Origin of the sequence: Enterococcus sp. DIV0724b (assembly GCF_050531475.1) — a bacterium.
GTDB lineage: Bacteria > Bacillota > Bacilli > Lactobacillales > Enterococcaceae > Enterococcus_L > Enterococcus_L haemoperoxidus.
The window spans coordinates 2,721,570-2,745,546 of sequence record NZ_CP172890.1 but is presented as its reverse complement, the minus strand read 5'-3'; the positions used below and the strand labels follow the sequence as shown (position 1 = coordinate 2,745,546).

The following is a 23,977-nucleotide window of genomic DNA, read 5'->3' as shown; positions in this document are numbered from 1 at the left end:
GCAGTATGGTAAGTTTGTGAAAATAATATCAGAATCAACATTTTTTACACTAATACAGCTATAAATAACTGTTATTTTCTTGGAGAATGGTGTATGATTAGATTGTATAAATAATCAGTTGGAGGGTATATCGTGGAATTATTCGATAGCTTAAAATTTAAAGTCATTCGCCGTAACATCAAAATTGTTTTCCCAGAAGCAACAGATCCTCGTATTTTAGGAGCTGCAGCTCGTTTGAAAGCAGAAGAGTTAATGGAACCAATCTTGATTGGGAAACAAGAAGCCATTGTGGAAGCAGCACATGCTCGTGGAATCAAGGCATCTAACTTTACGATTATCGATCCAGATAATTATGATGGATGGGAAGAAATGGTTACAGCGTTTGTTGAACGTCGTAATGGTAAAGTCACTGAAGAAGATGCACGCAAGATTTTGAAAGATGTCAACTATTTTGGAACAATGCTAACTTACATGGGCCTTGCTGATGGGATGGTCAGTGGTGCAATCCACTCAACTGGGGACACAGTTCGTCCAGCCCTACAAATCATCAAAACAAAACCAGGTGTTAGCCGTACAAGTGGTGCGATGATCATGGTTCGTGGCCGTGACCAAGAAAAATACATCTTTGCAGATTGTGCGATCAATGTGAATCCAACAGCGCAAGAATTGGCTGAGATCGCCGTTGATAGTGCAAAAACAGCTGAATTATTCGATATCGATCCAAAAGTTGCAATGATGAGCTTCTCAACAAAAGGTTCTGCTAAAGCACCTGAGGTTGATAAAGTTGTTGAAGCAACTAAAATTGCTAAAAGCTTAGCACCTGAACTTGAAATCGATGGAGAATTACAATTTGATGCTTCATACGTAGCCTCTGTTGCTCAATTAAAAGCACCTAATTCACCGGTAGCTGGACAAGCAACGGTCTTTGTTTTTCCAGAATTACAATCAGGAAATATTGGCTACAAGATTGCACAACGTTTAGGTAACTTTGAAGCAATTGGACCAATCTTACAAGGATTGAACAAACCAGTTTCTGATTTATCTCGTGGAGCAAATGAAGAAGATATTTACAAATTATCTATTATTACAGCTGCACAAACATTAATGAACTAATAAAAGCTATAGAGAACTAAAACAAAACGTTTAGCGTTATGTCTTAGTTCTCTAGTTTTTTTTGCAAAAATTCGGTATACTACACTACATAGAAATACGAAATGTTTAAATAGGCAGGTGAAAAAATGGATAGTAGGATCAATAATCCAAAAGAAACGGAAGCAATAGCAAAGATCATCGGTTCAGTCGCTGATGCAGGAGACACGATTATTCTTTCTGGCGATTTGGGTGCAGGGAAAACTACAATGACAAAAGGAATCGCATTAGGTCTAGGGATCGATCAAATGATCAAGAGCCCGACGTATACTATTATTCGCGAGTATCAGCAAGGACGTTTGCCACTGTATCATATGGACGTCTACCGTATTGAAAATGGAGCAGACGATCTTGGTTTAGATGAATATTTTGAAGGTGATGGCTTATGTGTTGTTGAATGGGGGAAATTATTAGGAGAATTTTTACCGGCTGACTATTTAGATATCACGATTGAAAAAGATCCAGAAGACATGGAAAAAAGAAAACTACTAATTCAAGCTTTTGGGGAAAAATCAGAACAGTTTTTAAGCCGTATTGAGCAAAAAATGGAGGAACGTACATGACAGAGGTTGAATTTACAATTCGAGAAGCAATTCCAGATGATGCTGCAGATATTCTACAAGCCTTAAGAATCGTTGGAAAAGAGACTCCCTATCTTGTAATGGATGAAAAAGGCATGGAAATGACGACAGACGAGATGAGTGAAAACTTGGCAAACTTGTATGAATCTCCCAATAACGTGTTGATGGTTGCTTTAGCAGACGGGAAAGTCATAGGAACGGCTTCTGTCAAAGCATCAGCGAAAAAGCGCATGGAACACATTGGAGAGATTGGTATCAGCATTTTAAAGGATTTTTGGGGCTTCGGTTTAGGGAGTTTAATGATGGAAGAACTAATTTCATGGGCGCAAGAAAGTGAAGTTATTCGCCGCTTGGAATTAACTGTCCAACATCGAAATCAACGTGCAGTTCATGTTTATGAAAAAATTGGTTTTACGACAGAAGCAATCATGCCTCGAGGTGCGAAAACGGATGACGGAGAATTTTTAGATGTTCATTTAATGAGTATGATGATTGATTGAGTTAAAAAGGATTGAACAAGAAAGTTTGTTCAATCCTTTTTTTGTAACACCTCGTTACTCAAATGTCACAGGTTACTTCTTCCTTTACTATGTAACCACTTTCTTCTTCTCTATATATTCTTACTTGGTAAAAGGCTATACTTAGGTCAGATAAAACGCTTAAGGAGCTGAAGGAAATGTCAAAAGGAATTAAAATCGTGACTATCGGTGGAGGATCAAGTTATACACCAGAATTAGTTGAAGGCTTTATTAAGAGATATGATGAATTGCCAGTACGCGAGTTATGGCTAGTTGATATTGAAGCAGGAAAAGAAAAATTAGAAATCGTTGGTGCAATGGCTAAACGGATGGTCAAAGCAGCTGGGGTGGATTGTGAAGTTCATTTAACATTAGACCGTCGTGAAGCATTGAAAGACGCTGATTTTGTGACAACACAATTACGTGTAGGACTTTTAGATGCACGGATTTTAGATGAGCGCATCCCATTGAGCCATGGATTGATTGGTCAAGAAACAAATGGAGCTGGCGGTATTTTTAAAGCGTTGAGAACAGTTCCCGTAATTTTAGATATTGTAGAAGACATGAAAGAACTCTGTCCAAATGCTTGGTTGATCAACTTTACCAACCCAGCAGGTATGGTAACAGAAGCTGTTTTACGTTATGGTAATTGGGATAAAGTTGTTGGATTGTGTAACATCCCAGTTAATGCAGTATTTGAAGAAGCAGCATTGTTAGGAGAAGACAATCGTGATTTATTCTTCCAATTTGCTGGGATCAATCATTTACACTGGCATACAATTACAGATAAAAATGGCAAAGATCGTACAGACGAGCTGATCAAAGTAATGTACGGTCAAGACGATGCAAAATCGATCGTAGCGAATATCAAAGACAATAACTTGATTTGGGAACAAGTTGAAAATCTACACATGGTTCCTTGTCCATATCACAATTATTACTACTATACAGATAAAATGTTAGCAGAAGAAATAGAAGACTTCAAAAACAATGGCACACGTGCTGAAAAGGTCAAAGAAATCGAACATGAATTATTTGAACTATACAAAGATCCTAATTTAGATTACAAACCAAAACAATTAGCAGAACGTGGCGGCGCCCGCTACAGCGATGCAGCGTGTGAAATTATCAACTCCATTCATAATGACAAACGTACAACAATGACAGTCAGCACTAGAAACAATGGTACGATCACAGATTTACCAGCTGAAAGCGCAGTAGAAGTAACGTGCACAATTACTGGTAAAGGTCCAGTGCCTTATAACTTTGGCAGCTTCAAACCACAAGAACGTGGCTTACTACAAGTGATGAAATCAATGGAAGAATTAACGATTGAGGCAGCCGTTACAGGAGATTACGGTACCTTGTTACAAGCCTTCACAATGAATCCATTAATTACAAGTGGTGATGTTGCTAAAGAAGTAATGGATGAATTATTGGAAGCGCACAAGCAATATTTACCAGCCTTTTTTAAAGAAGGTAAGTAAACTAAAAAAACAAGATCACTCGTTTTTATGAGTGGTCTTGTTTTTGTTTCTGGACTTCTTTTGCCAAATACTCTACCGTGTAAAGTGCAGGGACTTGTGAAGTGATATCGCTATCGCCAATTCTTTCTGTTGAAATGTAATATGGAATGTTTACATCTGAAAGGGCTGCAATCGGTGACTTCTCACTATTCGTGATCGAGATGATCGAACTATCATTTGTAATAAAATGATTCAGATAATTGATAATTGCTTCATTTTCCCCACTGACAGAAAGAGCAATCACGCACACATTTTTCGCCATACTTTTATTAAAAAAATTGACTGGATGATTGATTGGGTCTTCAATATGAAAGGCCATACTGAAGATAGAAGAGAAATACAATGCACCATATTCAGCGATAATATTGGAAGAACCTGTTCCTATAAATAAAACTAAATCCTTTTCAGACAATAATTTGGCTGCCGCTTGAATGCGTTCTTGATAAAAAGACTCAGTAGAACGTTGAATAAAATTAGTAAAAGACGTTTCATCCACAGCATGTGTTGTCACAGGTTCAGCTAAGGATTTTCGATATAAATTCAATTTGATTTTAAATTCAGAGAACCCTTCGCAACCAAATTTTCGGCAAAAGCGTAAAATACTGGCGGTGCTGCTATGGGTTTCTTTCGCTAATTCACGAATACGCATATAAACAACTTCATCAATATGAGAGGCAATATATTTATAAATTTCTAAGTCGATAGGACTCAAATCTGGACTGTGATCTAAGAATAACAAGATATCCACTACTTTCTTCTTAACTATTATTTAATTAAATCAATACTATAAACAAAATGACGAACAGGCAGACTAGAATAATCTTTATCAAATTGTTTGATGATGGTCATACCATTTTTTTCTGCAACTTTTCAAGAAGAGAGATTCGTCTCTCGAATGATTGAACAGATTTTTTCAGCTTTTAATTCATCTTTGGCATAAGCGATACATAGTTGGCTGGCGGAACTTGCATAGCCTTGATTCCAGTATCGCTTGTTCACTAAATAGCCGATTTCTAAGAGGGATTCATCTTAGACATCAGAATAGACAATCCCACATTGACCGATAAAGTCTTTACTTTTTTGATCGATGATAGCCCATAGACCAAATCCGTGTTCTTGATAGCTTTTCAAATTCCAGCTCAACCAATTGTTTACTTTTTCTTCTGTAAAAGCTGCTTCATAGGCATACATCGTTTCTTCATCTTGGAGAATCAAACATAGATCCTCAAAATCTTTGGATGTGAATTCTCTTAAATAGAGTTGGTCATTTTCGATTATTCTATTCTGCATCACTTGTCTCCTTTAATCCAATCTTACACTCATGATATATAAAGGGCCATATTCTCCATCAACGATTCTGTTTAGCCGTTGATACCCAGTTTTTTCATATAGACTTTGCGCTGCTATATTTTGTTTATTTACTGCAAGAATAATTTCATTCGCATTTGGAAAATGTAGATGAACAAATTCGGGTAATAACTGGAGCGTTTTTTTCGCATAGCCTTGTCCTTGGTATCTTTGATCCGTGGAGAAGGTTCTAAGTAAAAGTGCTTGCTCATTGCTTGTATATAAGGCAACATCCTTCTTTTCATCTAAGACAAAAAAATTCGTCAAGCAATCATTCGCGATTCCTATTATCGGATGGATAAACGGATTTTTCAAAGAAATCTTAATAGGCATTTCTGGCGTTCCTGTATAGCGCAATTGTTCGTCATTTAATTGGTATTGCTGGATCATCTTTGAGAAATCGTTGGTATATTTTTGTAAGAACATGATTCAGCACATCCTTTTTTGTCGTTTCCATTATTTTACCATAGTAACAGCTTTTATCAGAAAAAAAGAAGGTTTAAAACTCTAAATAGTGAAAGAAATGTAACAGTATCTTGGGATAATTTTGACAGACTCCTGGGAGTTTGAACTCACTATTTCTTTGTATACTAGGTTCATCAAGTAATAACTGCTGTAAATATTTGATTCACAGAGTCGCCCGTGACTTTAAATGAGAGGAGATGTCAAAGTGAAAGTAGAGGATGTTGCTTTGCAAAATAAGATGTACGTAACTTTTCAGCAGCAAGATAAGGCAATCAAACAACAGTTAAAAATTATCGAAAAACTGCAACGAAGAGTAAAGGCAGAACAACGACGGAAAAATCAATTGGCATCTCAATTAAAAAAAATAACACAGCAGTAAAACACAAGGAGGAAATGAACAGATGACAGCATTAAGTGGAGTAGATGTAGTGTGGCGTTTTCGTTTAGCCGAAGATGAAGGAAATGAAAGTGCGTGGGGCTTAGCATACAGCACAGAGAATGGTTATTCAAAATCAAAAGAAAGTGAATCAACTGTTACGAAAGATGGCAGCGTGGTCACACCAGGAGCGACTGAAACAACAGTGACGGCAACAACATTGTATAAAATCGGTTCAACTCAAATCGACAAATTGGAAACGGCAATGGATGAAAACAAGCGTGTTCAGATTTGGCGTATTAATACCAAGGAAATTGGTACTGGCAATGATGAAGGCAAGTTTAAAGCAAAATATTTTGAAGGCTATTTTACTTCATTTGAAGAAACTGATTCAGCAGAAAATAAAGTTGAATACTCTTTGGAGTGGGCAATCGAAGGTGCTGGGAAGAATGGCTTTGCAGCATTAGAGTTAGATACATCAGAAGGCGGCGATTATGAGTTTAAAGACACTGTAAAAGTGGAACAGAAAGCATAATCGCAATATTTTATAACTATTATGAAAGAGGTTAATTTCTAGCCTCTTTCACATTTTATAGAGTGAGACAATTATTGCAGTTTTTAAATTTTATTGAGCTTCCCAGGCTAGCTCTTCGGAAAAAAGATAAAAATAGAGTGAGATAAAAAGCGTCTCAATCAATTTTTCTTATTATTAAGTCAGAGCTGAACGAGCCTGTTCAACAATTAAAACTATCTAGCTGCACAAATCAATCCTTAGGAAAATAGATAAATCGTCATTGAAACATAGGAACGTTTCAATGCCAATTTTCTAATTTTCTACAGGCTTAACCGATTTGTTCTGCTTTTAAAATTAGGAGGAAAAGATATGGAATTAGCAATGGACGAAAAAGTTTTTGGCTGTAAATTTGGCTATGGTTTTTTAAAAGAAATCAATAAACGTTATTCAGTAGAACGTGGTGGGATGCAGTTGAAATTAGGTGTAGGAGCAATTGTTTCAAATCTGCTTTTATCTGATGTAGATACTCTTTTTGAAGTTTTATTGATTGCAAATATGACAGAGAAACCTCGGATGACGGTTAAATTTTTAGAAGATTACGTTGAACAAAATGGTACAAAAAATCTGTTTGAAGAAGTGATCGATGAGCTAAAAAAGTCGGAATATACCGGGATGATGACCAGCAAGATGTTGGAAGAAGCACAAGCGTAACCACCGTAGATTTTGATGAAGTATACGAGCAAGTTCGATTAAACTGTTTACGTTTCTTGAAAATCGAGGATTTTAATGAAATAGATCGTTTGACGATTCCGAATTACGAACTACGTATGAAGGCCTATCAATTAAAACAGTTGGATCGACAATATGAGATTCATCTACAAGCTTGGGCAACTGTTATGGCGGGACAAACACGAAAAGGCAAACCTGTTTTTAGAACCTTTGATAAATTCTTCGATTATCGTAAAGCAGAAGAGAGATTATTAGGCAGACAAAAACGTACTTCTCCTGATAAAGAAAAACTTCAAAATTGGATCGCCAATTTTAATTCATAGGAAAGGAGGAGGAAGATGACAGACGAGATATTACCAACAACAAATAGACAATTTGCTCGATCCATAAACAAATCAATCAAGGCTACTAAGGGGTTGGATCAACAAATAGTTAAAGCGACTAAGCATTTGAATAACTTTGTAAAACCGCTATCGAAAACTTCAAAACTATCAAAACCATTTCTTCATATGGAAAAGCAGATCGAATCTTTAAACAAAGCAATTTCAGCGAACGATTTATCAGAATTTCAAACAACTCTTACAAATATCGGAGTGGCCTTTTCTGAGGTAACGAATCAAAGTTCTCAGATGATTCGTTCAATGAATCAAGCAAGTAAGAGCTATGAAATGCTTAGTAAAGTTTTCAATGGGGAACTAAGTATAGATGACACTAGTTTAATTTCGCTGGGTAGCCAAACAAAAACTTTAATTCGAAGTTTTGTCAGCTTTCAAACTCTTCTAACTAGCTTGAAAAACGAGTTAGTTCTGGATGGTTCAAATCTTAAGGAATTAGTTGATATCGGAAGAAAAATAACAACCGAATTTTTTAGTATGAGCCAAAGTATAAATGCTTTCAGTACAACATTTACGAGCAGCCTACCAATTGTTGGAACTTTTAGCAGTATAATTAACGCGACGATAGCATCAATCGATGCATCAGTTTCTAGTTTGATAGTAACGAGTGAAAAACTAAATAGTACATTGACAAATGCTATAAAGGAACCAGAAAAGCAAATAAAAAGTACAGAAAATAGTTTTCAAAAGTTAAAAATAAGTTTAATAGGACTTTTTAAGCCATTAGAAAATACTTCCAGCATAGGGAACTCATTTGATGAAATAAAAGCTAGGATAAGTAGTTTGGATGGAAATCTAGGGAACATTGGGCTGCCAGATTTTCAAAATTCTCTCATGGGCATTGGAAAAGCCTTCCAAACAGTTACTTCTAAAAGTGGTTCAATGTTTCAGAATATGAATCAATCGATGGATCAAACAAGTCAGAATTATTCTCTATTAAAAAAAGTATTTAACGGGAAATTGGAAATTGATGACTCCCAATTTAATCGAATGGATGAAAGCACACAAAATTTAGTTCGACGATTTTCAGATGCCAAAAATGGTCTGAAAGTTTTTAAGGGAGAACTAAAAATTGGGGATGATGCATTTAAGGAGCTTGATAAGGCGTCACAAATATCTGTAAAAAGATTTTCTGAGTTGGAGAAAAAAATAAGTGGTGTCAAGGAAACGATGAGTAATACAGGATTTTCGATGTTAGCGAAGATTGCTCCGCCCAAATTGACAGACCCATATGCTAGTGGGGAATTAGATCCAACTGCAGCGCTCAGATCTACATTAGATTTTGGGTTAGAAGATATAAAACAGAAACTTTCAAAGTTCAGTGTAATAGGTACCGGATTATCTAAAGCAATACAAGTACCGATGAAAATCGGAACAACAGCTTTAGGTGGAATGGTTCAAGGATTAGTGTCAGTTATGGGGATTGCCATGAAAGCTATCGCACCTACGGCCATTTTAGGTGTTGCATTAGCTGGATTAGCTTTGTTAGACGGTCAGATGGGTGGTCAAATTAGTAGTATGATTGAAACTGCTACAACCAAAGGGCCTGAAATCATTCAAGGATTTGTAGATGGAATTATTACTAAATTACCAGATTTGATTAGTTCTGGTGCTCAAATAGTTACTGGATTAGCAGAAGCTATCGCTGTAAATCTACCTGTAATCATGCAAAGTGCAGTTGATCTGATTGGCGCACTAGTTCAAGGTGTAATTGAAAGCTTACCTACCTTGATTCCAGCAGCACTGATGTTGATTGAATCATTAGCCACTAGTTTATTATCGGCAGCACCACAACTATTATTGACAGGATTAGATTTGTTGATTGCATTAGTCGATGGGATTTTAGCGAATAAGGATCAGATTGTTACTACTGTAACAAATATTATTGAAGCATTCACCACAAATATCACGAATAAATTACCAGAAATTATTAAAAAAGGTGTTGAGGTTTTAACAAAACTTGCAGAAGGGATCGCCTCTGTATTACCCACTTTGATACCAGTCGCTATAGAAGCAATTGCAACCTTAGTAGGAACACTATTAGAGCAATTACCAACTTTAATTGATGCAGCAATAAAAATTGTTGCAACGTTGTGTAAAGGATTATGGGATAATCTACCAGAAATTTTATCAGCAGCTGGTAAGTTGTTAGGGACTTTTGTTGAAGGGATTATTGGGCTTTTACCAGATATTGCTAGTGCAGGATTGAGAATGGGTAACGAAATAATCAAAGAACTTACAGGAGTAGATTTATTTGAAATTGGTGGCAATATAATCCAAGGCTTGATAGATGGTATCGAGGCAGGAGTGAAATGGCTTTTTAAAACTTTATCCAATATTGGTGATGGTATTAAAAATTTCTTTACTGGCAAGTTCAAAATCCATTCACCATCTCGTTGGATGCGAGACGAAATCGGCGCAATGTTACCAGCAGGTCTAGCTATTGGTATTGAACGAAATGCTCATGTAGTTGACCAACCAATGGATAAATTAGCTTCTCAAATCATGTTGCCAAGCTTAGACAGTTTAGATCAACAGTTAGAAACGATTCAAGATGTATCGGTTCAATCAAGTAGTAAACAAATGATGATCCAGAGCAAACAACCTGCAACCTTCAATATCAAACTCGGCAATCAACAATTCAAAGCCTTTGTTTCCGATATTTCAGAAGCAATGGGACAAGATTCTGCTATTAACTTAGCATTTTAGAAGGAGGGAAAACATGTATTATTTTGAAGACACAACTAAAAAAGTCCATAAAGATGATTTGATCCTTCCTTCCTCAGCCATGATGTATGATGGTGTTTATCTCGAAAAAATGATCGATGGTTATCGTACTTTAGCGGTAACAGGTAGAGAAATGCTGTCACTTACGGTAGACACGCAAGAAACCCAAGTTGGAAGTATTAAATTAAATCAAAAATTACCCGCTCGAACAATTAAAGTGACCTATCAGTTGATTGGAAAAGATGCTAAAGAGGTTCAAAAAAAATACCATCAATTGATGCAATTGCTTTATAAAGAGTCGGCTGTTGAAATTCGCTTTAAAGATGAATTAGATTATCATTATCACGGACAATATATGACAACAGATGAAGTTCGTGGAGATACCAATAGTATCATTGCAAGCTTTGAAATTCTTTGTACCGATCCCAAGAAATATTCGGTGTTACTGAAAACGGACGGACCCATTACAACCTATTTACCCTATCAAACGATACCAGAAAAAATCAAAGTGACGATTGTCGCTTTTGGTCCTTTAAAGATTACAAACGGCGACCAAACAATTAAAATCACTAGCTACAATTTAAGCGCAGGCGATCAAGTTGTGTTTGATTTTTTAAAAGGAAAAGTTTTTGTAAATGAATTGGATCAAACTTTTTTACTCGATTTAGAAAGTGACTTTGAAAACTTTAGGATTAAAGAAGGTCAATCCGTTCACTGTAATAACGGTAAAATGATTCTTTCTTATCGGGAGGTACAACTATGAACAAGAGCGTTTATTTTTTTGATGAGCGGCAACATTTGCTTCGAATCGTTAAAGAAAATGAATTAGTCGAAGTGATTCAGGAAAAAGAAATTACTTCAAATAAAGCTGAATTGATGAATGATACGCTGAATGTATCAACCATCTATGACGAAGAATTAAAGCAAGCAGCTTATATGGCTGTGAAGGAAGAATCCGCTTCATATAGTTTATATAGAATTATTTTAGATAGTGAAGAGGAAAACTTGTTATCTTTTGTGGGAATTAGCTTTGCCCCTGATGAGTTAGATTCGTACGTGGTTAAAAATGTTCAAGTTAAAAATGAATCAATCAAAAATACGATTCAAAAATTGTTGACAGAAACCGAATGGAGCTTGGGGAAAATTGAGTCCAATTTACCGTTACTAACAGAAGATTTTCGTTTTCTCTCTGTGCGGGATGCCTTAAAAAATATTCAAGCACAAGGCTGCGAAATCTTGTTTAAATATAAGATTGACGGAATCGGTATTACCGATAAATGGCTAGAAGTCTATCGTGAAATTGGGGAACAAAGCAAACAACGTTTTACCTATGGGGAAAAAGCGTTAAGCATTGTGAAAGAACAAGACCGTAATCAGGTTTACACAAGTTTAATCGGTCGCGGACGTGGCGAAGATGTGGGCGATGGTAAAGGCAAACGAATCGAATTTACTAATGTAGAGTGGAAAAAAGCCAATGGCAAGCCTTTGAATAAACCCAAAGGACAAAATTGGCTGGAATTTCCCGAGATGACCAAACAATATGGTATCCCGCTAAAAAATGGTGGGATGCGAAGACGGGAAAAAGTCATTACATTTGATGAAGAAGAAAGTCCAGAAAAATTGCTACAAAAAACATATGATTCGCTTGTTGAATATTCTCGTCCGCTCGTTCAATTTAAAACTGAGATTTTAGGTGGAGACACGATTGGTAATACCGTAACGATTCATCGTCATGATCGAAACTATCATTACCAAACTCGAATCTTCAAGGTGAAAATTGATCGTTTAACGGGGAAAGTCGAAGCAGGTTTAGGAGATAATATTAAGAAGAGCATTTCAAAAGTTACTTCGGATCTCAAAGGAAATGTAGATTCATTGGAAGAGAAAAAGATGACTTTTTATGATTCTGAAGAAATTTCCAAATGGCAAGATGATATTATTCGTGGTGCCAAAGGCGGTTCTATAAAATTAATGAATGGAATTGAAACAGGAAAATCCAATAACCGTGAACCTTATCAACAAGTCTTTATGGATGGAAATTCGTTAGAGAATAGTAAACATTTTTTAATCATGAACTCTGATGGCATAGGCTTTGTTAAAGATAAATTTACAAATACGCCTAAAACAGCTTGGACGATTGATGGAAAGTTTAATGCTGACTTTATTCAAGCTGGCACCTTAGAAGGCGTTACTGTTCAAACAAAGAAAGATAATGATTTTCAAATCAAATTACAGTCAAATGGAACCATTGCTTTTAGAAATCAAAAAAAGAATGAAGAAGAAGGCTGGATCGGTGCTGTAATAGATGGGAAAACGAAAGAACCAGTGGGTGTTGCCATTTGTCAAATTCCGGGATATAAGTTTTCAATTGGTTCAGCGGTTTCTAAAGAAGAAAGAGCACCGAGTGCGGTGTTTGAAATCCCTAAAGAATCAAACGCAAATAAGAAAATATGGCGATTACACGGTCAAGGAGAAATTAATGGTGACTTAAATATTACTGGCAATCTAAACATTAAAGGGAAATTGTTCCTAAACGGCAAAGAAATCACCGGTAATGGGAATGGCAGTGGTGGTAACGGAAGTACTGGTGGTGCATATCCGCCTGAGGTAAACACTCAAACAGATAAATTTGCTTGGGATTTGTGGAGCTTTCTAATCTCTAATGGTTATAGCCAAGCAGCTGCCGCTGGTATTTTAGGAAATGTTCAACAAGAAACTGGTGGAACGATGGACCCAAATACAGACCAAATTGGTGGACCAGCCTATGGTTTGGTGCAATGGGATGGCTCAAGTTATCCGCTAATTGGCAGCCCAACTTGGGATGGGCGCGAGTACGTTAAACGTTTGATTGGAGCGGCGGGTATTACAAATGATTATCAATCAACATTAGCGCAAGCTAAATTAATTGATTGGTGTATGTACAACGGACAGTGGATCGGTGCGGTTAATCCAACAAGTGTTAGCAGTTTTAAGGCGATTTCAGATCCAGCCAAAGCTGCTTATGCTTTTGAAATGAATTTTGAACGCCCTAAAAATGCACACCCAGAAAGACAGGGCTATGCACAAGAATGGTATAACAAATTTAAAGAATTAAAACCGTCAAATGGAGCAGGAAAAGCAGGACTGGATCATTTAGAATCCTTAGTTGGTCGTTATTGGGGGAATGGTCAATGTTATGCTGTACCAGCAGAATATTCAGGTTTTTTAGGAGGCTGTGGTTTGGGCGCTCAAACGAACTATCCTTTAAGTCATGTGATTGGAAATACAGAAGCGGCAGCTGATATTGGTAGCTCGTATGATTGGGCTGCGCTTGGCTGGAAAGTTATCTATCAACCTGAGTATAAAGACTTGATGACAGGTGCCATAATCAACTGGAAACGTGGCGGAAATATTGGTGGCTTCAACGTCGACTATACGTATGGACATACAGGCGTCATCAGAGGAGTAACTGCTGGCGGATTTCAGACGTATGAACAAAATATCGGAAAAGGTCAAATTATCGAAAGATACGACCGCACATGGGTCGGGTCAAGCGAAATCAGTTCGATCGTAATCCCACCCAAATAAGCAATTTTTAGAAAGGAGTGAGCAAATGTCAATTATATATCCAATTTTTTTATCGATCACACAACCAAACGATAACATTCCATCAATCATGATTCGTCAATTCGATGAAGGAACGCAAGTTTTGGATGTGACCGTAACAGAGCACGGAAAACCAAAAGACATTTCAAATTTAACCCCATTTTTTTGCGTCAAACAAGGACATCATGCAGGTCTTGGTTTATCTGAGCAAAAAGTCACGAAAATCATTGATGCAAAAAAAGGTAAATTACAATACACATTAACTAATTACGATATGCAAAATACAGGAGAAAATATAGCTTATTTCAGCTTTAGAGAACTTCAAAAAGATCTAAGTTGGCGACAACAATTTTCCACTCGAGATTTTGCTTACCAGGTTAAAGAAAGTATTTACGATGAAGGAATCAAAGATAGTAACTATATTTGGACGTTTGAAGAAATTTTACGCTATTTCACAGAATGGGTGAAAACCTGCCAAGAGATTTATGATGACTGGTATCTAGTCGCACAAGAAGAGCTACAGCACATCATTGCGGAGTTTCAGACATGGATCACAACCAGTCAACAGCGCTATGATCAATGGACGGAAGTTCAACGAGCTACATTTGATCAATGGTTTGCTACAATCAAAGGGATTTTAGACGAAAATGTTGCAGGAAATCTTTTGAATTTGATTGAAGAGCTAAAACAAGCACATTTTACGTTGAAAAGTGGAGAGACAGGTGTTCTTAGAACAATTCGCGATGATAAGTTTAGCTTGAATCATACTGTAACTAAAGTAAGAACCGTTACTCATAAAAAAGAAGAATCGGCTTTGGTTATAGCTGAGATCGACAGTCAAAAGCAAAATACGTTCTTTATTCGAAAGGTGGGATCAGTATAATGGCTCATGAAGTAGAGATCAAAAAAGTCATGGAAACAGATGAAGCAGGCGTACAACGTCAAGTATTTCCCGAGACGCATGTTAGTGCAATACTCGGTTTAGATAAAATCGAAACAGTAGGAGCCGGCGTAACGTCGATCAACGGAAAAACGGGCGATATTACATTAACGGCCAAGGACTTAGGGGTTCAAGGCACAAATATCACAATAGATAAGGTGGGAACAGTATGACAGATATCGTTGAATTAAAAAGTGATGGAGCTGTTGTTTATCCTAAAACACACGTCAGTGCAGTTGAAGGGATCACAACAATCAAAGGTGAAAAAGGAGATACAGGTCCACAAGGCCCTCAAGGTGCAACGGGACCACAGGGACCAGCTGGAACAAACGCTACAACAACAGCTGTAGCAACACAAACAGTCAATGGACTGATGAGTGCCGCGGATAAGAAAAAATTAGATACATTACCAATAATAACGTTTAGTAAGGTGGGAGCAGTATAATGGCAGATATTGTACAATTAGAAGAAAAAGGAAATTTATTATATCCGAAGACGCATACAAGTGCGATTGATGGATTAATTGATTTGATTTATCCAGTAGGTTCAATTTATATGAGTACTAAAGATATAGATTTGAATAGTTTTATTGGCGGGACATGGGAAAGAATCAAAGGGAAAGTACTAGTTGGTGTGGATGAAACTGATGTGGATTTTGTTGCAGGTAAAACTGGTGGTTCGAAAACCCATACTTTAACCGTGAATGAAATGCCCTCTCACGGTCATCAACTTGGACTTACCAAAGGGACGAATCCAGCTGTAAGTGGTACAGGAACTTCTGGTTTTTTATGGGGTGATGCTGAAAATAAGATGTCAAAAAACTCTGGGGGAGGGTTGGCACATAATAACTTACAACCTTATAAAACCGTGTTTATATGGCAGCGTACAGCCTAGTTAATTTTAGTAAATCAAAAAACCTGAAGATAAGTCATCTTATTTATCAGGTTTTTTGACTTGCAGAACTATCATGTTAATCTATTCCATAGATTTATAAGTATCGTATCTACTAACAGAAAATCTACTTCTATATAGACTCCCTTGACTATATGATAATATCTATCGTACTATAGTTAGGAGCCGAACTATATATTAAGGAGGTAAATCATGGACAGAAAAATCGGTCTAAAAATCAGAATATTAGCCAACGAACTTAACCGAAAAGCAGCAGAAATTTTAAAAGAAGACGATGGCGAAGCATCCTCAAGCATCCAAATGCGCATCCTCAACTTTATCCATCGACGCAATAGCCAACAAGTACCAGTCTATCAAAAAGACATAGAACAAGAATTTGATATTCGTCGATCCACTGCGACAGGTGTTCTACAAACAATGGAAAAACGCCTATTTATCCAACGAAGCAGTTGCAAAGAAGACAACCGCTACAAAACGATCATCTTAACTGAATTAGGGCAACAAAAAGTCAAAGAAAACATTGTAAAGCTACATAAATTCGATGAGTTACTCGTCCAAGGAATACCAGAAGAAGAATTAGTAATTTTTTTTAAATTATTGGACAAACTGTCTGAAAACAGCAAAAAAATAAATAAGGAAGGTGAACGGATTACATGATAAAAAAACTGATCGCCAATATCGGTGTCTATAAAAAAGAAAGTATCATTACGCCGCTTTATGTAACTGGAGAAGTAATTTTAGATATCATTATCCCATTGGTTATGGCAATGATGATCGATAACGGCATCGAAAAAGGCGATACCAAAGCCATTTTGATGTATGGAGCAATTCTATTTGTTTGTGCCATCATTGCGTTATTTTTTGGTGCGATGTCCGGTCGGTATGCCGCGGTTGCATCAGCTGGATTTGCGAAAAATTTACGAGATCAATTATTTGTTCGCATCCAAGGGTTTTCTTTTTCAAACATTGATCGTTTTTCAACGTCTAGCTTGATCACACGAATGACAACGGATGTGACCAATGTCCAAAATGCGTATCAAATGATTATTCGACTTTTAGTCCGTAGTCCATTGATCATGATTTTTTCATTAGCGATGGCTTATAGTATCAACAAGGATCTGTCCTTGATTTATTTAGGTGTTGTACCGTTTTTGATGATCGGTTTAGCGCTAGTTATTTATTTTGCTCATCCTAATTTCAATAAAGTTTTTCGTATTTACGATAAATTAAATAACGTTGTTCAAGAAAACTTGCAAGGAATTCGGGTCGTTAAATCTTATGTAAGAGAAGAACATGAAGACGAGAAATTTAAAACTGTTTCTAAAGATATTTACAAAACTTTCTCAAAAGCTCAAAGTATTGTTGCGTTTAATAACCCTATTTTACAATTTGCAGTTTATACATGCATGTTGTTGATATCATGGTTAGGGGCAAAATTTGTCGTTGGCAGTACATTGACTACTGGGGAATTAGTCAGCATGTTTACCTATACCATGCAGATTTTGATGAGCTTAAACATGCTATCAATGGTTTTTGTGATTGTACTTATTGCACGAACTTCAGCTGAGCGAATCACAGAAGTTTTATCGGAAGAAAGTGATTTAAAAAATAACGAAAACCCACTTTTTGAAATTCCAGATGGCTCTGTTCGTTTTAACGATGTTTGTTTTAGCTATGCCAATGATCTTGAAAAACTAGCCTTGATGCATGCGAATATGGAAATCAAATCGGGTGAAGTGATCGGAATAGTTGGTGGAACGGGGAGTTCTAAATCAACTTTGGTTCAGCTGATCCCAAGACTATATGATGTCACACAAGGCTCTGTAGAAGTCGGTGGACATGATGTACGGGAGTATGACCTAAAATCATTACGAGATCAAGTTAGTATGGTTTTACAAAATAACGTTTTGTTTACAGGAACCATTAAAGAAAATTTACGTTGGGGAAATGAAGAGGCTACAGATGAAGACTTGATCAGAGTCTGTAAAATTGCTCAGGCGGATAGTTTTATTGAAGAATTTCCTGACAAATATGATACGATGCTTTCCCAAGGTGGAAACAATGTATCTGGTGGACAAAAACAACGGCTATGTATTGCTCGTGCATTATTGAAAAAACCAAAAATTTTGATTTTAGATGATTCGACAAGTGCGGTGGATACCAAAACAGATCGTTTGATTCGGGAAGGAATGCGCCAAGAAATTCCAGGAACGACAACCTTTATCATCGGACAACGTGTGTCTTCTGTTCAAGATTCTGATCGTATTATTGTGATGGATAAAGGCTTGATCGATGCCATCGGAACCCATGACGAATTACTTGCTACGAATCAAATTTATCAAGAAGTCTATGAGTCTCAGGAGAAAGGATTTGGTGAAGAGAATGCGTGATGAACAAACAAAAGGGATTCGCAAAAGTCAAGATCCTTTGAAAACGCTAAAGCGACTGTTTTCATATATGGTTAAAAAATATAAGTTTCGTCTAGTATTAGTAATGATTCTCATTTTGCTAAGCACCTTCGCCAATGTTCGAGGCTCTTTATTCTTACAAGTTGTGATTGATGACTATATCACACCATTACTTGGACAAAGCAATCCTAATTTTTCTGGATTATTGAAGGCAATTACGACGATGGCGCTGATTTACGGCGTTGGGATCATTTCAAATTTAGGCTTTAATCTAATTATGGTTCGTATTAGTGAAGGAACACAAAAAACAATTCGAGATGAAATGTTTACCCATCTAGAAACATTACCGATTCGTTATTTTGATTCAAATTCTGATGGGGATATTATGAGTCACTTTACCAATGATACGGATACCTTGAGGCAGATGATTTCTCAAAGTATTCCTAATCTGATTGCCGCTGTAGTCAGCTTTATCAGTGTGTTTATCGCCATGTTTACCATCAGTGTGCCATTGACTTTAGTGGTGATCGTCTCTGTTTCTATAATGATCGTGACGATTCGAATGATCGCTGGGCGTAGTAGTCGTTATTTTGGCAAACAGCAACGGGATTTAGGAAGTGTAAATGGGTTTATTGAAGAAATCATGCATGGACAAAAAGTAGTGAAAATTTTTAATCACGAACCGCAAACAATCAAACAATTTAAAGTCATCAATGAGGAATTACGTCAAAGTGCTACTCAAGCGAATAAATATGCGAATAGTTTAATGCCAATCATGATGAATTTACTAAATATTCAATATGTACTTTTAGCGGTAGTCGGCGGCATTTTTTCTGTATATGGGGTTTCTGGTCTGACCATTGGGATGATCGCTTCTTTTCTTCAATTGAGTCGTTCATTAAATATGCCGATCAGCCAAGTCTCTCAACAAATCAATTTTGTGATCATGGCGTTAGCAGGAGCTGACCGTATCTTTGATTTGATTGATGAAGAACCGGAAGTAGATGATGGTTATGTGACGTTGGTTAATGTAAATCGTGAGTCAGGTACTCTTGTTGAAAGTGAAGCTAGAACGGGATTGTGGGCGTGGAAGCACCCTCATAACGATGGCACCGTTACGTATACTGAATTAACTGGAGATGTACGCTTTGAAGATGTCTCATTTGGCTATACAGATAAGCAACGGGTATTAAAAGATATCAATCTATATGCCGAACCAGGTCAAAAAGTAGCTTTTGTAGGTGCAACTGGAGCCGGTAAAACAACGATCACGAACTTGATCAATCGGTTTTATGATATTCAAGAAGGTAAAATTCGCTATGATGGAATCAATGTGAAAAAAATCAAGAAAAGTTCTTTACGAAGATCATTAGGGATTGTCTTACAGGATACTCATTTATTTACTGGCACGATTCGTGAGAACATTCGTTATGGAAAATTGAATGCATCGGATGATGATGTCATCAAAGCGGCTAAGTTAGCGAACGCTGAGGATTTTATCAATAATTTACCTAATAAATATGATACTGTAATCACAGGGGACGGTGACGGATTATCACAAGGACAACGCCAATTGTTGTCAATTGCGCGTGCTGCGATTGCTGATCCGCCAGTAATGATTTTGGATGAAGCAACTTCTAGTATCGATACAAGAACAGAAAAACATGTGCAAGCTGGTATGGATCGGTTGATGAAAGGCAGAACGGTATTCGTTATCGCCCATCGATTATCGACGATTCAAAATTCAGATGCGATCATGGTAATGGATCATGGACGTATCATTGAACGAGGCAGTCATGAAGATTTGCTTGAAGAAAAAGGGATTTATCATCAACTCTATACAGGCAAAGTTGAGCTTTCATAACAGCAATAAAAAACACCAACCATAAAATGGTTGGTGTTTTTTGATATGAACGTTTAAATAATACGCCAAGAGAGATTCGAACTCCCGACCGCTCGCTTAGAAGGCGAGTGCTCTATCCAGCTGAGCTATTGGCGCAAAATGTTAACGCAACAGAATTTATTATAATGAAGATACATAACAAAGTCAATCATAAATTAGAAATAACAACAAAAAAATTTGAAAAGAAGTTTGTAGGAGAGAAAAGTCAAGTTTTCATTGACTCAGTATTCTTATTTTGATACAATATTAATGTTGTAATTGTGGACTCCACAGCTACAACCGCACAGAACAAGTTTTTAAGCATGACACTAGTCATCACTTGGGATGGCGAGTCTAAGTCTAGAAGAAGGAGGTGCTGTATAGCATGTACGCAATTATCAAAACTGGTGGTAAACAAGTAAAAGTTGAGGTAGGTCAAGCAATTTACGTTGAAAAATTAGACGTAGAAGCTGGCGAAAAAGTTGTTTTTGACGAAGTTATCTTAGTGGGTGGCGAATCTACAAAAGTAGGAGCTCCAACTGTAGCAGGTGCAACTGTCGAAGGAACTGTAGAAAAACACGGCAAACAAAAGAAAGTCGTGACTTTCAAATACAAACCTAAAAAACACACTCACCGCAAACAAGGTCACCGTCAACCATATACAAAAGTTGTAATCAACGCAATCAACGCATAATTCTTTTAAGTTGCATAGGAAAGAAGGCCTATCAATGATTAAAAGTTCTTTTAAACGAAATGGCGCAGGCCAAATCGTTTCATTTGAAGTCTCGGGGCATGCTGAATCAGGTCCATATGGCAGTGACATCGTTTGTGCAGCAGTGTCTGCTTTAACGATCAGTACCGTCAATGGTATCGATGCTTTAGCTGGATTTGAACCGATTGTTGAAACCAATGAAGATGAAGGTGGTTACCTTTATGTTGAAGTGATTTCAAATGCTAATCAGGAACAAACTAACATTGCCCAAATTCTCTTGGAAAACCTTTTATTAGGTCTACAAGCAGTCGAGCAAGAAAATCTTGATTTTATTCAAGTCAAAACCATAAATGAAAAATAGGAGGTGCAGACTATGTTATTAAACATGAATTTACAATTATTCGCCCACAAAAAAGGTGGAGGTTCTACTTCCAACGGACGTGATTCAGAATCTAAACGCTTAGGCGCTAAAAGCGCTGACGGACAAACAGTAACTGGTGGATCAATTTTATACCGTCAACGCGGAACTAAAATTTACCCAGGTGCTAACGTAGGTATTGGCGGAGATGACACTTTATTTGCTAAAGTAGACGGTGTAGTACGTTTTGAACGTAAAGGCCGTGACAAAAAACAAGTGTCTGTTTACCCAGTAGCTCAATAATAATTTTAAAAAGTTGCTCTATCCCTTGTCACGTAAGGGATAGAGCTTTTTTTATTTTCTTTAATTTTTGACTGACCTTGAAATTGACCTTGAACAGTTAAAAGCTTGCAAACTTAGCTAGTTGCTTAACTGTTTTCTCTTTAGATTTCTTGGTTACATGAGTATAGATATCCATAGTCATTTCAATTGAACTATGACCAAGCCTTTCTTGTGCGTCCTTCATCGATACACCAGCTTCAAATAGCATAGAAGCGTGGCTGTGCCGGAAGCCGTGTGTCCCGATGTTCGGTAATCCTGTTTTTTGAGCCAGACGGCTAGAACGCTGATACAAGGATTGTCTTTCGGTGTGTGTCCCGTTTATATCCGCAAAGATAATATCGCAACCCTTGACACGGTTAGCAAAAAGGAATTCTTTTTGCCTTAATTGCCAACGTTTTAAAATTCTTAGCGTTTTAGGATCGACACCGATATTTCGGTTAGAGCTTTTAGTTTTAGGTGTTGAAACAGCGAAGCCTTCTCTTGTTTTAGATAGGGTTTTGCTAACATTTAGCGTCTGTTCTGTGAAGTCTATATCATCCCACGTTAAAGCCGCAGCTTCTCCGCCCCTCAAACCAGTAAAAGCTAGTAGCCGATACAAAGTATATTCATATTCGGCGAAAAACTTTTGTAGCAATGTGCCATCCTTATATTTATTCACGTTAGTTTTAAGATAGACCATAACGCTTTCTAATTCTTCAGCAGTATAAAACTTAATCTTCTTTTGTTCTGCAGTTTCTTTTCTAACGGGACGGATCACCTTTTTAAATGGATTGCTATCGATGATTTCTAAATTAATGGCGTAGTCCATGACTTTAATCGCATACTGCAAAACTACTTTAAATACCTGTAATTTTTCCGCCCAATCATTCACCGCTTTTTGGCACTGCTTAAGAGTGATTTTATCTATTCTAGACTTTCCAAAGACTGGTAAGATGTGCAATTTCATGTAACGCTCTGTGGCGATGCTGGTCGATTCTTTGACAGTATTCTTATAACTTGTATACCAAAGGTCGTAAACCTCTTGAAACGTTGTTATATTTTGCTTTTTTAAGCCGTTCTTTTCATAATCAACTAGCAACTCATTCAGTTTCTTTTGAGCTATCTTTTTCGTTTCAAAATTACGTCTAGTTGTTTGTACCTGTTTTCCGGTAGATGGATCGGTACCAAGGTATGCTTTAAACATCCAAGCCTTGGACCCATCTTTTTTTGTATATTGTCTAAATGTTGCCATGTTTTATTCTTCCTTCCATCTTTACAGGCGTTGCGAGATGGATAGGGATGTATTTATTTAACTCTTAATGTCATACCTGGCATAATTGGCATGGTGTCTCCACCGCTAGTACCAGGAGGCGCTGGCGTTGGTTTGGTCTATGTCCTATATATTGGATATCTATTAATGGAAATTAAATCTATTTTTGAAAACTACCAAAAAATGGGGATTGGAACAGAACTGTTTGAAGATTTTATCCAAAAAATTAAAAAAGATAAATAGATCATAGTCCTCACGAAGAGGGCTATTTTTTATATAAAAAATTATGAAAGAGGTTTTAAAATGAAGAAATTTAGTAAGTTTTTATTGTCATTGATTGTTGTTACAGGGTTGTTGTTGCCAGTGAGTGCGAGTGCCTACACTATTGAGCAAGATCCAATTAATTTTAGTTACCATCCAGGATATGCAAGTAACGAAATTATCGTATTACACGAAGCTGGCAACCCTAGCAATGTTGGTGCTGATAGTTTGGATCGTGAAGTTAGTTTTATGAAGCGTAATTGGCAAAACGCTTATGTGTCATACTTTGTCGGATCAGGTGGACGTGTAAAACAGTTAGCGCCTAATGGCTACTATCAATATGGAGCTGGAGCTACTGGTAACAGTAAAGCTCATGCCCAAATTGAGTTAGCACGTACAAATAACGCAGCCACTTTTAAAAAGGATTATGCGTCATACGTCAATCTTACTCGTGATTTAGCTAAACAAGCTGGATTTACATTTGATTTGGATGATAGCACACCTTATGGAATCAAAACTCACTTGTGGGTTACTCAAAATTGGTGGGGCGATCATACTGATCCTTATAGTTATCTAGCGAGTTGGGGCGTTAGTAAAGCTCAATTACAACATGATTTAATTAACGGTAAGACAGAAAATGGAGCAACCAATCCAACTAAACCGAAAGAGCCGGCTAAACCAGCACCAACAAAACCTCAAACAGGACAGCGTATTGCAATGTCAGGAGTATTTACAACAAATCAAAGTTTGCCTGTGTCTATAGATACTACAGTTGAGAGTGCACCACTGGCTTGGTACGATCCGTACGAAGTAATTGTATATGATAGTTATGTACAATCTGCTAATTACGTTTGGATAAGTTACATTGATTATGGCGGTACACGTCGCTATGTTGCAGTTGGCCCAGATGATGGACGGATCGATACAACGTGGGGTAGAGGATTTTTTAATTAAATTATTAAAAAACATGAGCGCATCTTTTGAAATAGTTAATTGCAGGA

25 protein-coding genes, 1 tRNA gene, 2 pseudogenes and 1 other annotated feature are annotated in these 23,977 nt (G+C 37.0%); of the genes and pseudogenes, 23 read left to right on the top strand and 5 right to left on the bottom strand.

Features of this window, described 5'->3' with window-relative positions; translation table 11 throughout:
• The first annotated feature begins 132 nt into the window (after positions 1–132).
• From pta to IGJ02_RS12710, 4 genes are all read left to right on the top strand, one after another.
• Positions 133–1,113: a phosphate acetyltransferase gene (gene pta / locus IGJ02_RS12725; RefSeq protein WP_010762808.1), complete on the top strand. Its 981-nt coding sequence runs from the start codon at positions 133–135 to the stop codon at positions 1,111–1,113.
• A gap of 125 nt (positions 1,114–1,238) precedes the next feature.
• Positions 1,239–1,712 (top strand): tRNA (adenosine(37)-N6)-threonylcarbamoyltransferase complex ATPase subunit type 1 TsaE, encoded by a 474-nt coding sequence (gene tsaE, locus IGJ02_RS12720; RefSeq protein ID WP_430602230.1) that lies wholly within the window; start codon positions 1,239–1,241, stop codon positions 1,710–1,712.
• On the top strand, positions 1,709–2,230 hold the full coding sequence (locus IGJ02_RS12715) for a GNAT family N-acetyltransferase (RefSeq protein ID WP_010762810.1): 522 nt from the start codon (positions 1,709–1,711) through the stop codon (positions 2,228–2,230). The genes tsaE and IGJ02_RS12715 overlap by 4 nt, the downstream gene beginning before the upstream one ends.
• Positions 2,231–2,406: 176 nt before the next feature.
• Positions 2,407–3,735: a 6-phospho-beta-glucosidase gene (locus IGJ02_RS12710; RefSeq protein WP_430602229.1), complete on the top strand. Its 1,329-nt coding sequence runs from the start codon at positions 2,407–2,409 to the stop codon at positions 3,733–3,735.
• Positions 3,736–3,760: 25 nt separating this feature from the next.
• Here the strand turns inward: IGJ02_RS12710 and IGJ02_RS12705 are convergent, their stop codons facing one another.
• The 3 genes and pseudogenes from IGJ02_RS12705 to IGJ02_RS12695 form a co-directional block, all read right to left on the bottom strand.
• Entirely contained in the window at positions 3,761–4,513 is a 753-nt protein-coding gene (locus tag IGJ02_RS12705) for a MurR/RpiR family transcriptional regulator (RefSeq protein ID WP_430604115.1), read from the bottom strand.
• A 131-nt stretch (positions 4,514–4,644) separates the two neighbouring features.
• Positions 4,645–5,064: pseudogene (locus tag IGJ02_RS12700) on the bottom strand (GNAT family N-acetyltransferase).
• Between the two features lie 12 nt (positions 5,065–5,076).
• A complete protein-coding gene (locus tag IGJ02_RS12695) occupies positions 5,077–5,547 on the bottom strand; it encodes a GNAT family N-acetyltransferase (protein WP_430602228.1) in 471 nt (156 codons plus the stop codon).
• A gap of 244 nt (positions 5,548–5,791) precedes the next feature.
• Here IGJ02_RS12695 and IGJ02_RS12690 point away from each other — a divergent pair, with 244 nt between their 5' ends.
• The 14 genes from IGJ02_RS12690 to IGJ02_RS12625 all read left to right on the top strand — a co-directional run bounded on the left by IGJ02_RS12690 (position 5,792) and on the right by IGJ02_RS12625 (position 20,036).
• The gene (locus tag IGJ02_RS12690; protein ID WP_430602227.1) at positions 5,792–5,965 is read left to right on the top strand and encodes a hypothetical protein; all 174 of its coding nucleotides are present in this window, start codon (positions 5,792–5,794) and stop codon (positions 5,963–5,965) included.
• 22 nt (positions 5,966–5,987) lie between these two features.
• The gene (locus IGJ02_RS12685; protein ID WP_010762816.1) at positions 5,988–6,497 is read left to right on the top strand and encodes a phage major tail protein, TP901-1 family; all 510 of its coding nucleotides are present in this window, start codon (positions 5,988–5,990) and stop codon (positions 6,495–6,497) included.
• A 348-nt stretch (positions 6,498–6,845) separates the two neighbouring features.
• Positions 6,846–7,187 (top strand): tail assembly chaperone, encoded by a 342-nt coding sequence (locus IGJ02_RS12680; RefSeq protein ID WP_010762817.1) that lies wholly within the window; start codon positions 6,846–6,848, stop codon positions 7,185–7,187.
• A gap of 56 nt (positions 7,188–7,243) precedes the next feature.
• A complete protein-coding gene (locus tag IGJ02_RS12675) occupies positions 7,244–7,528 on the top strand; it encodes a hypothetical protein (RefSeq protein WP_086444995.1) in 285 nt (94 codons plus the stop codon).
• A gap of 15 nt (positions 7,529–7,543) precedes the next feature.
• Entirely contained in the window at positions 7,544–10,309 is a 2,766-nt protein-coding gene (locus IGJ02_RS12670) for a phage tail protein (RefSeq protein WP_430602225.1), read from the top strand.
• Between the two features lie 13 nt (positions 10,310–10,322).
• A complete protein-coding gene (locus tag IGJ02_RS12665; RefSeq protein ID WP_430602223.1) occupies positions 10,323–11,090 on the top strand; it encodes a distal tail protein Dit in 768 nt (255 codons plus the stop codon).
• The gene (locus tag IGJ02_RS12660; RefSeq protein ID WP_430602222.1) at positions 11,087–13,894 is read left to right on the top strand and encodes a phage tail spike protein; all 2,808 of its coding nucleotides are present in this window, start codon (positions 11,087–11,089) and stop codon (positions 13,892–13,894) included. The genes IGJ02_RS12665 and IGJ02_RS12660 overlap by 4 nt, the downstream gene beginning before the upstream one ends.
• Positions 13,895–13,919: 25 nt before the next feature.
• Positions 13,920–14,795, top strand: a complete 876-nt coding sequence (locus tag IGJ02_RS12655; RefSeq protein ID WP_430602221.1) for a phage baseplate upper protein — start codon at positions 13,920–13,922, stop codon at positions 14,793–14,795.
• Positions 14,795–15,025, top strand: coding sequence for a hypothetical protein (locus tag IGJ02_RS12650; protein ID WP_010762823.1), 231 nt, complete (start codon positions 14,795–14,797; stop codon positions 15,023–15,025). Before IGJ02_RS12655 ends, IGJ02_RS12650 begins: the two co-directional genes overlap by 1 nt.
• Positions 15,022–15,297, top strand: coding sequence for a collagen-like protein (locus IGJ02_RS12645; RefSeq protein WP_430602219.1), 276 nt, complete (start codon positions 15,022–15,024; stop codon positions 15,295–15,297). Before IGJ02_RS12650 ends, IGJ02_RS12645 begins: the two co-directional genes overlap by 4 nt.
• Positions 15,297–15,746 carry a phage baseplate protein gene (locus tag IGJ02_RS12640; protein ID WP_430602217.1) on the top strand — a complete coding sequence of 150 codons (450 nt, stop codon included), beginning with the start codon at positions 15,297–15,299 and terminating at the stop codon, positions 15,744–15,746. The genes IGJ02_RS12645 and IGJ02_RS12640 overlap by 1 nt, the downstream gene beginning before the upstream one ends.
• A gap of 210 nt (positions 15,747–15,956) precedes the next feature.
• Positions 15,957–16,421 carry a MarR family winged helix-turn-helix transcriptional regulator gene (locus IGJ02_RS12635; protein ID WP_010762826.1) on the top strand — a complete coding sequence of 155 codons (465 nt, stop codon included), beginning with the start codon at positions 15,957–15,959 and terminating at the stop codon, positions 16,419–16,421.
• Entirely contained in the window at positions 16,418–18,154 is a 1,737-nt protein-coding gene (locus IGJ02_RS12630; protein ID WP_430602215.1) for an ABC transporter ATP-binding protein, read from the top strand. The genes IGJ02_RS12635 and IGJ02_RS12630 overlap by 4 nt, the downstream gene beginning before the upstream one ends.
• Positions 18,147–20,036 (top strand): ABC transporter ATP-binding protein, encoded by a 1,890-nt coding sequence (locus tag IGJ02_RS12625; protein ID WP_034682605.1) that lies wholly within the window; start codon positions 18,147–18,149, stop codon positions 20,034–20,036. The genes IGJ02_RS12630 and IGJ02_RS12625 overlap by 8 nt, the downstream gene beginning before the upstream one ends.
• A gap of 61 nt (positions 20,037–20,097) precedes the next feature.
• On the opposite strand, the gene IGJ02_RS12620 is transcribed toward IGJ02_RS12625, so the two are convergent.
• Positions 20,098–20,171 (bottom strand) — tRNA-Arg (locus tag IGJ02_RS12620).
• A gap of 171 nt (positions 20,172–20,342) precedes the next feature.
• Positions 20,343–20,420 (top strand) — a sequence feature (ribosomal protein L21 leader region).
• 19 nt (positions 20,421–20,439) lie between these two features.
• On the opposite strand from IGJ02_RS12620, the gene rplU reads away from it, so the two are divergent.
• From rplU to rpmA, 3 genes are read left to right on the top strand one after another with little or no spacing between them, the layout of a single operon-like run.
• On the top strand, positions 20,440–20,748 hold the full coding sequence (rplU, locus tag IGJ02_RS12615) for a 50S ribosomal protein L21 (protein ID WP_010762829.1): 309 nt from the start codon (positions 20,440–20,442) through the stop codon (positions 20,746–20,748).
• Between the two features lie 34 nt (positions 20,749–20,782).
• Positions 20,783–21,127 carry a ribosomal-processing cysteine protease Prp gene (locus IGJ02_RS12610; protein ID WP_010762830.1) on the top strand — a complete coding sequence of 115 codons (345 nt, stop codon included), beginning with the start codon at positions 20,783–20,785 and terminating at the stop codon, positions 21,125–21,127.
• Between the two features lie 12 nt (positions 21,128–21,139).
• Positions 21,140–21,427, top strand: a complete 288-nt coding sequence (rpmA, locus tag IGJ02_RS12605) for a 50S ribosomal protein L27 (protein WP_010762831.1) — start codon at positions 21,140–21,142, stop codon at positions 21,425–21,427.
• 97 nt (positions 21,428–21,524) lie between these two features.
• Here the strand turns inward: rpmA and IGJ02_RS12600 are convergent, their stop codons facing one another.
• Positions 21,525–22,697 carry a tyrosine-type recombinase/integrase gene (locus tag IGJ02_RS12600; RefSeq protein WP_430602213.1) on the bottom strand — a complete coding sequence of 391 codons (1,173 nt, stop codon included), beginning with the start codon at positions 22,695–22,697 and terminating at the stop codon, positions 21,525–21,527.
• A gap of 102 nt (positions 22,698–22,799) precedes the next feature.
• Here IGJ02_RS12600 and IGJ02_RS12595 point away from each other — a divergent pair.
• A pseudogene (locus tag IGJ02_RS12595) lies at positions 22,800–22,958 on the top strand (phage holin family protein); the annotation flags it as partial.
• Between the two features lie 60 nt (positions 22,959–23,018).
• Positions 23,019–23,930 (top strand): N-acetylmuramoyl-L-alanine amidase, encoded by a 912-nt coding sequence (locus tag IGJ02_RS12590; protein ID WP_430602212.1) that lies wholly within the window; start codon positions 23,019–23,021, stop codon positions 23,928–23,930.
• Positions 23,931–23,977: the final 47 nt, after the last annotated feature.

Coding starts and splice junctions, on each gene's coding strand:
- rplU (WP_010762829.1), top strand. CDS start 20,440: ATGTACGCAATTATCAAAACTGGTGGTAAACAAGTAAAAGTTGAGGTA.
- IGJ02_RS12695 (WP_430602228.1), bottom strand. CDS start 5,547: ATGTTCTTACAAAAATATACCAACGATTTCTCAAAGATGATCCAGCAA.
- IGJ02_RS12670 (WP_430602225.1), top strand. CDS start 7,544: ATGACAGACGAGATATTACCAACAACAAATAGACAATTTGCTCGATCC.
- IGJ02_RS12710 (WP_430602229.1), top strand. CDS start 2,407: ATGTCAAAAGGAATTAAAATCGTGACTATCGGTGGAGGATCAAGTTAT.
- IGJ02_RS12655 (WP_430602221.1), top strand. CDS start 13,920: ATGTCAATTATATATCCAATTTTTTTATCGATCACACAACCAAACGAT.
- IGJ02_RS12680 (WP_010762817.1), top strand. CDS start 6,846: ATGGAATTAGCAATGGACGAAAAAGTTTTTGGCTGTAAATTTGGCTAT.
- IGJ02_RS12650 (WP_010762823.1), top strand. CDS start 14,795: ATGGCTCATGAAGTAGAGATCAAAAAAGTCATGGAAACAGATGAAGCA.
- IGJ02_RS12665 (WP_430602223.1), top strand. CDS start 10,323: ATGTATTATTTTGAAGACACAACTAAAAAAGTCCATAAAGATGATTTG.
- IGJ02_RS12635 (WP_010762826.1), top strand. CDS start 15,957: ATGGACAGAAAAATCGGTCTAAAAATCAGAATATTAGCCAACGAACTT.
- IGJ02_RS12590 (WP_430602212.1), top strand. CDS start 23,019: ATGAAGAAATTTAGTAAGTTTTTATTGTCATTGATTGTTGTTACAGGG.
- IGJ02_RS12625 (WP_034682605.1), top strand. CDS start 18,147: ATGCGTGATGAACAAACAAAAGGGATTCGCAAAAGTCAAGATCCTTTG.
- IGJ02_RS12685 (WP_010762816.1), top strand. CDS start 5,988: ATGACAGCATTAAGTGGAGTAGATGTAGTGTGGCGTTTTCGTTTAGCC.
- IGJ02_RS12640 (WP_430602217.1), top strand. CDS start 15,297: ATGGCAGATATTGTACAATTAGAAGAAAAAGGAAATTTATTATATCCG.
- IGJ02_RS12715 (WP_010762810.1), top strand. CDS start 1,709: ATGACAGAGGTTGAATTTACAATTCGAGAAGCAATTCCAGATGATGCT.
- IGJ02_RS12600 (WP_430602213.1), bottom strand. CDS start 22,697: ATGGCAACATTTAGACAATATACAAAAAAAGATGGGTCCAAGGCTTGG.
- IGJ02_RS12645 (WP_430602219.1), top strand. CDS start 15,022: ATGACAGATATCGTTGAATTAAAAAGTGATGGAGCTGTTGTTTATCCT.
- IGJ02_RS12660 (WP_430602222.1), top strand. CDS start 11,087: ATGAACAAGAGCGTTTATTTTTTTGATGAGCGGCAACATTTGCTTCGA.
- tsaE (WP_430602230.1), top strand. CDS start 1,239: ATGGATAGTAGGATCAATAATCCAAAAGAAACGGAAGCAATAGCAAAG.
- IGJ02_RS12630 (WP_430602215.1), top strand. CDS start 16,418: ATGATAAAAAAACTGATCGCCAATATCGGTGTCTATAAAAAAGAAAGT.
- IGJ02_RS12610 (WP_010762830.1), top strand. CDS start 20,783: ATGATTAAAAGTTCTTTTAAACGAAATGGCGCAGGCCAAATCGTTTCA.
- rpmA (WP_010762831.1), top strand. CDS start 21,140: ATGTTATTAAACATGAATTTACAATTATTCGCCCACAAAAAAGGTGGA.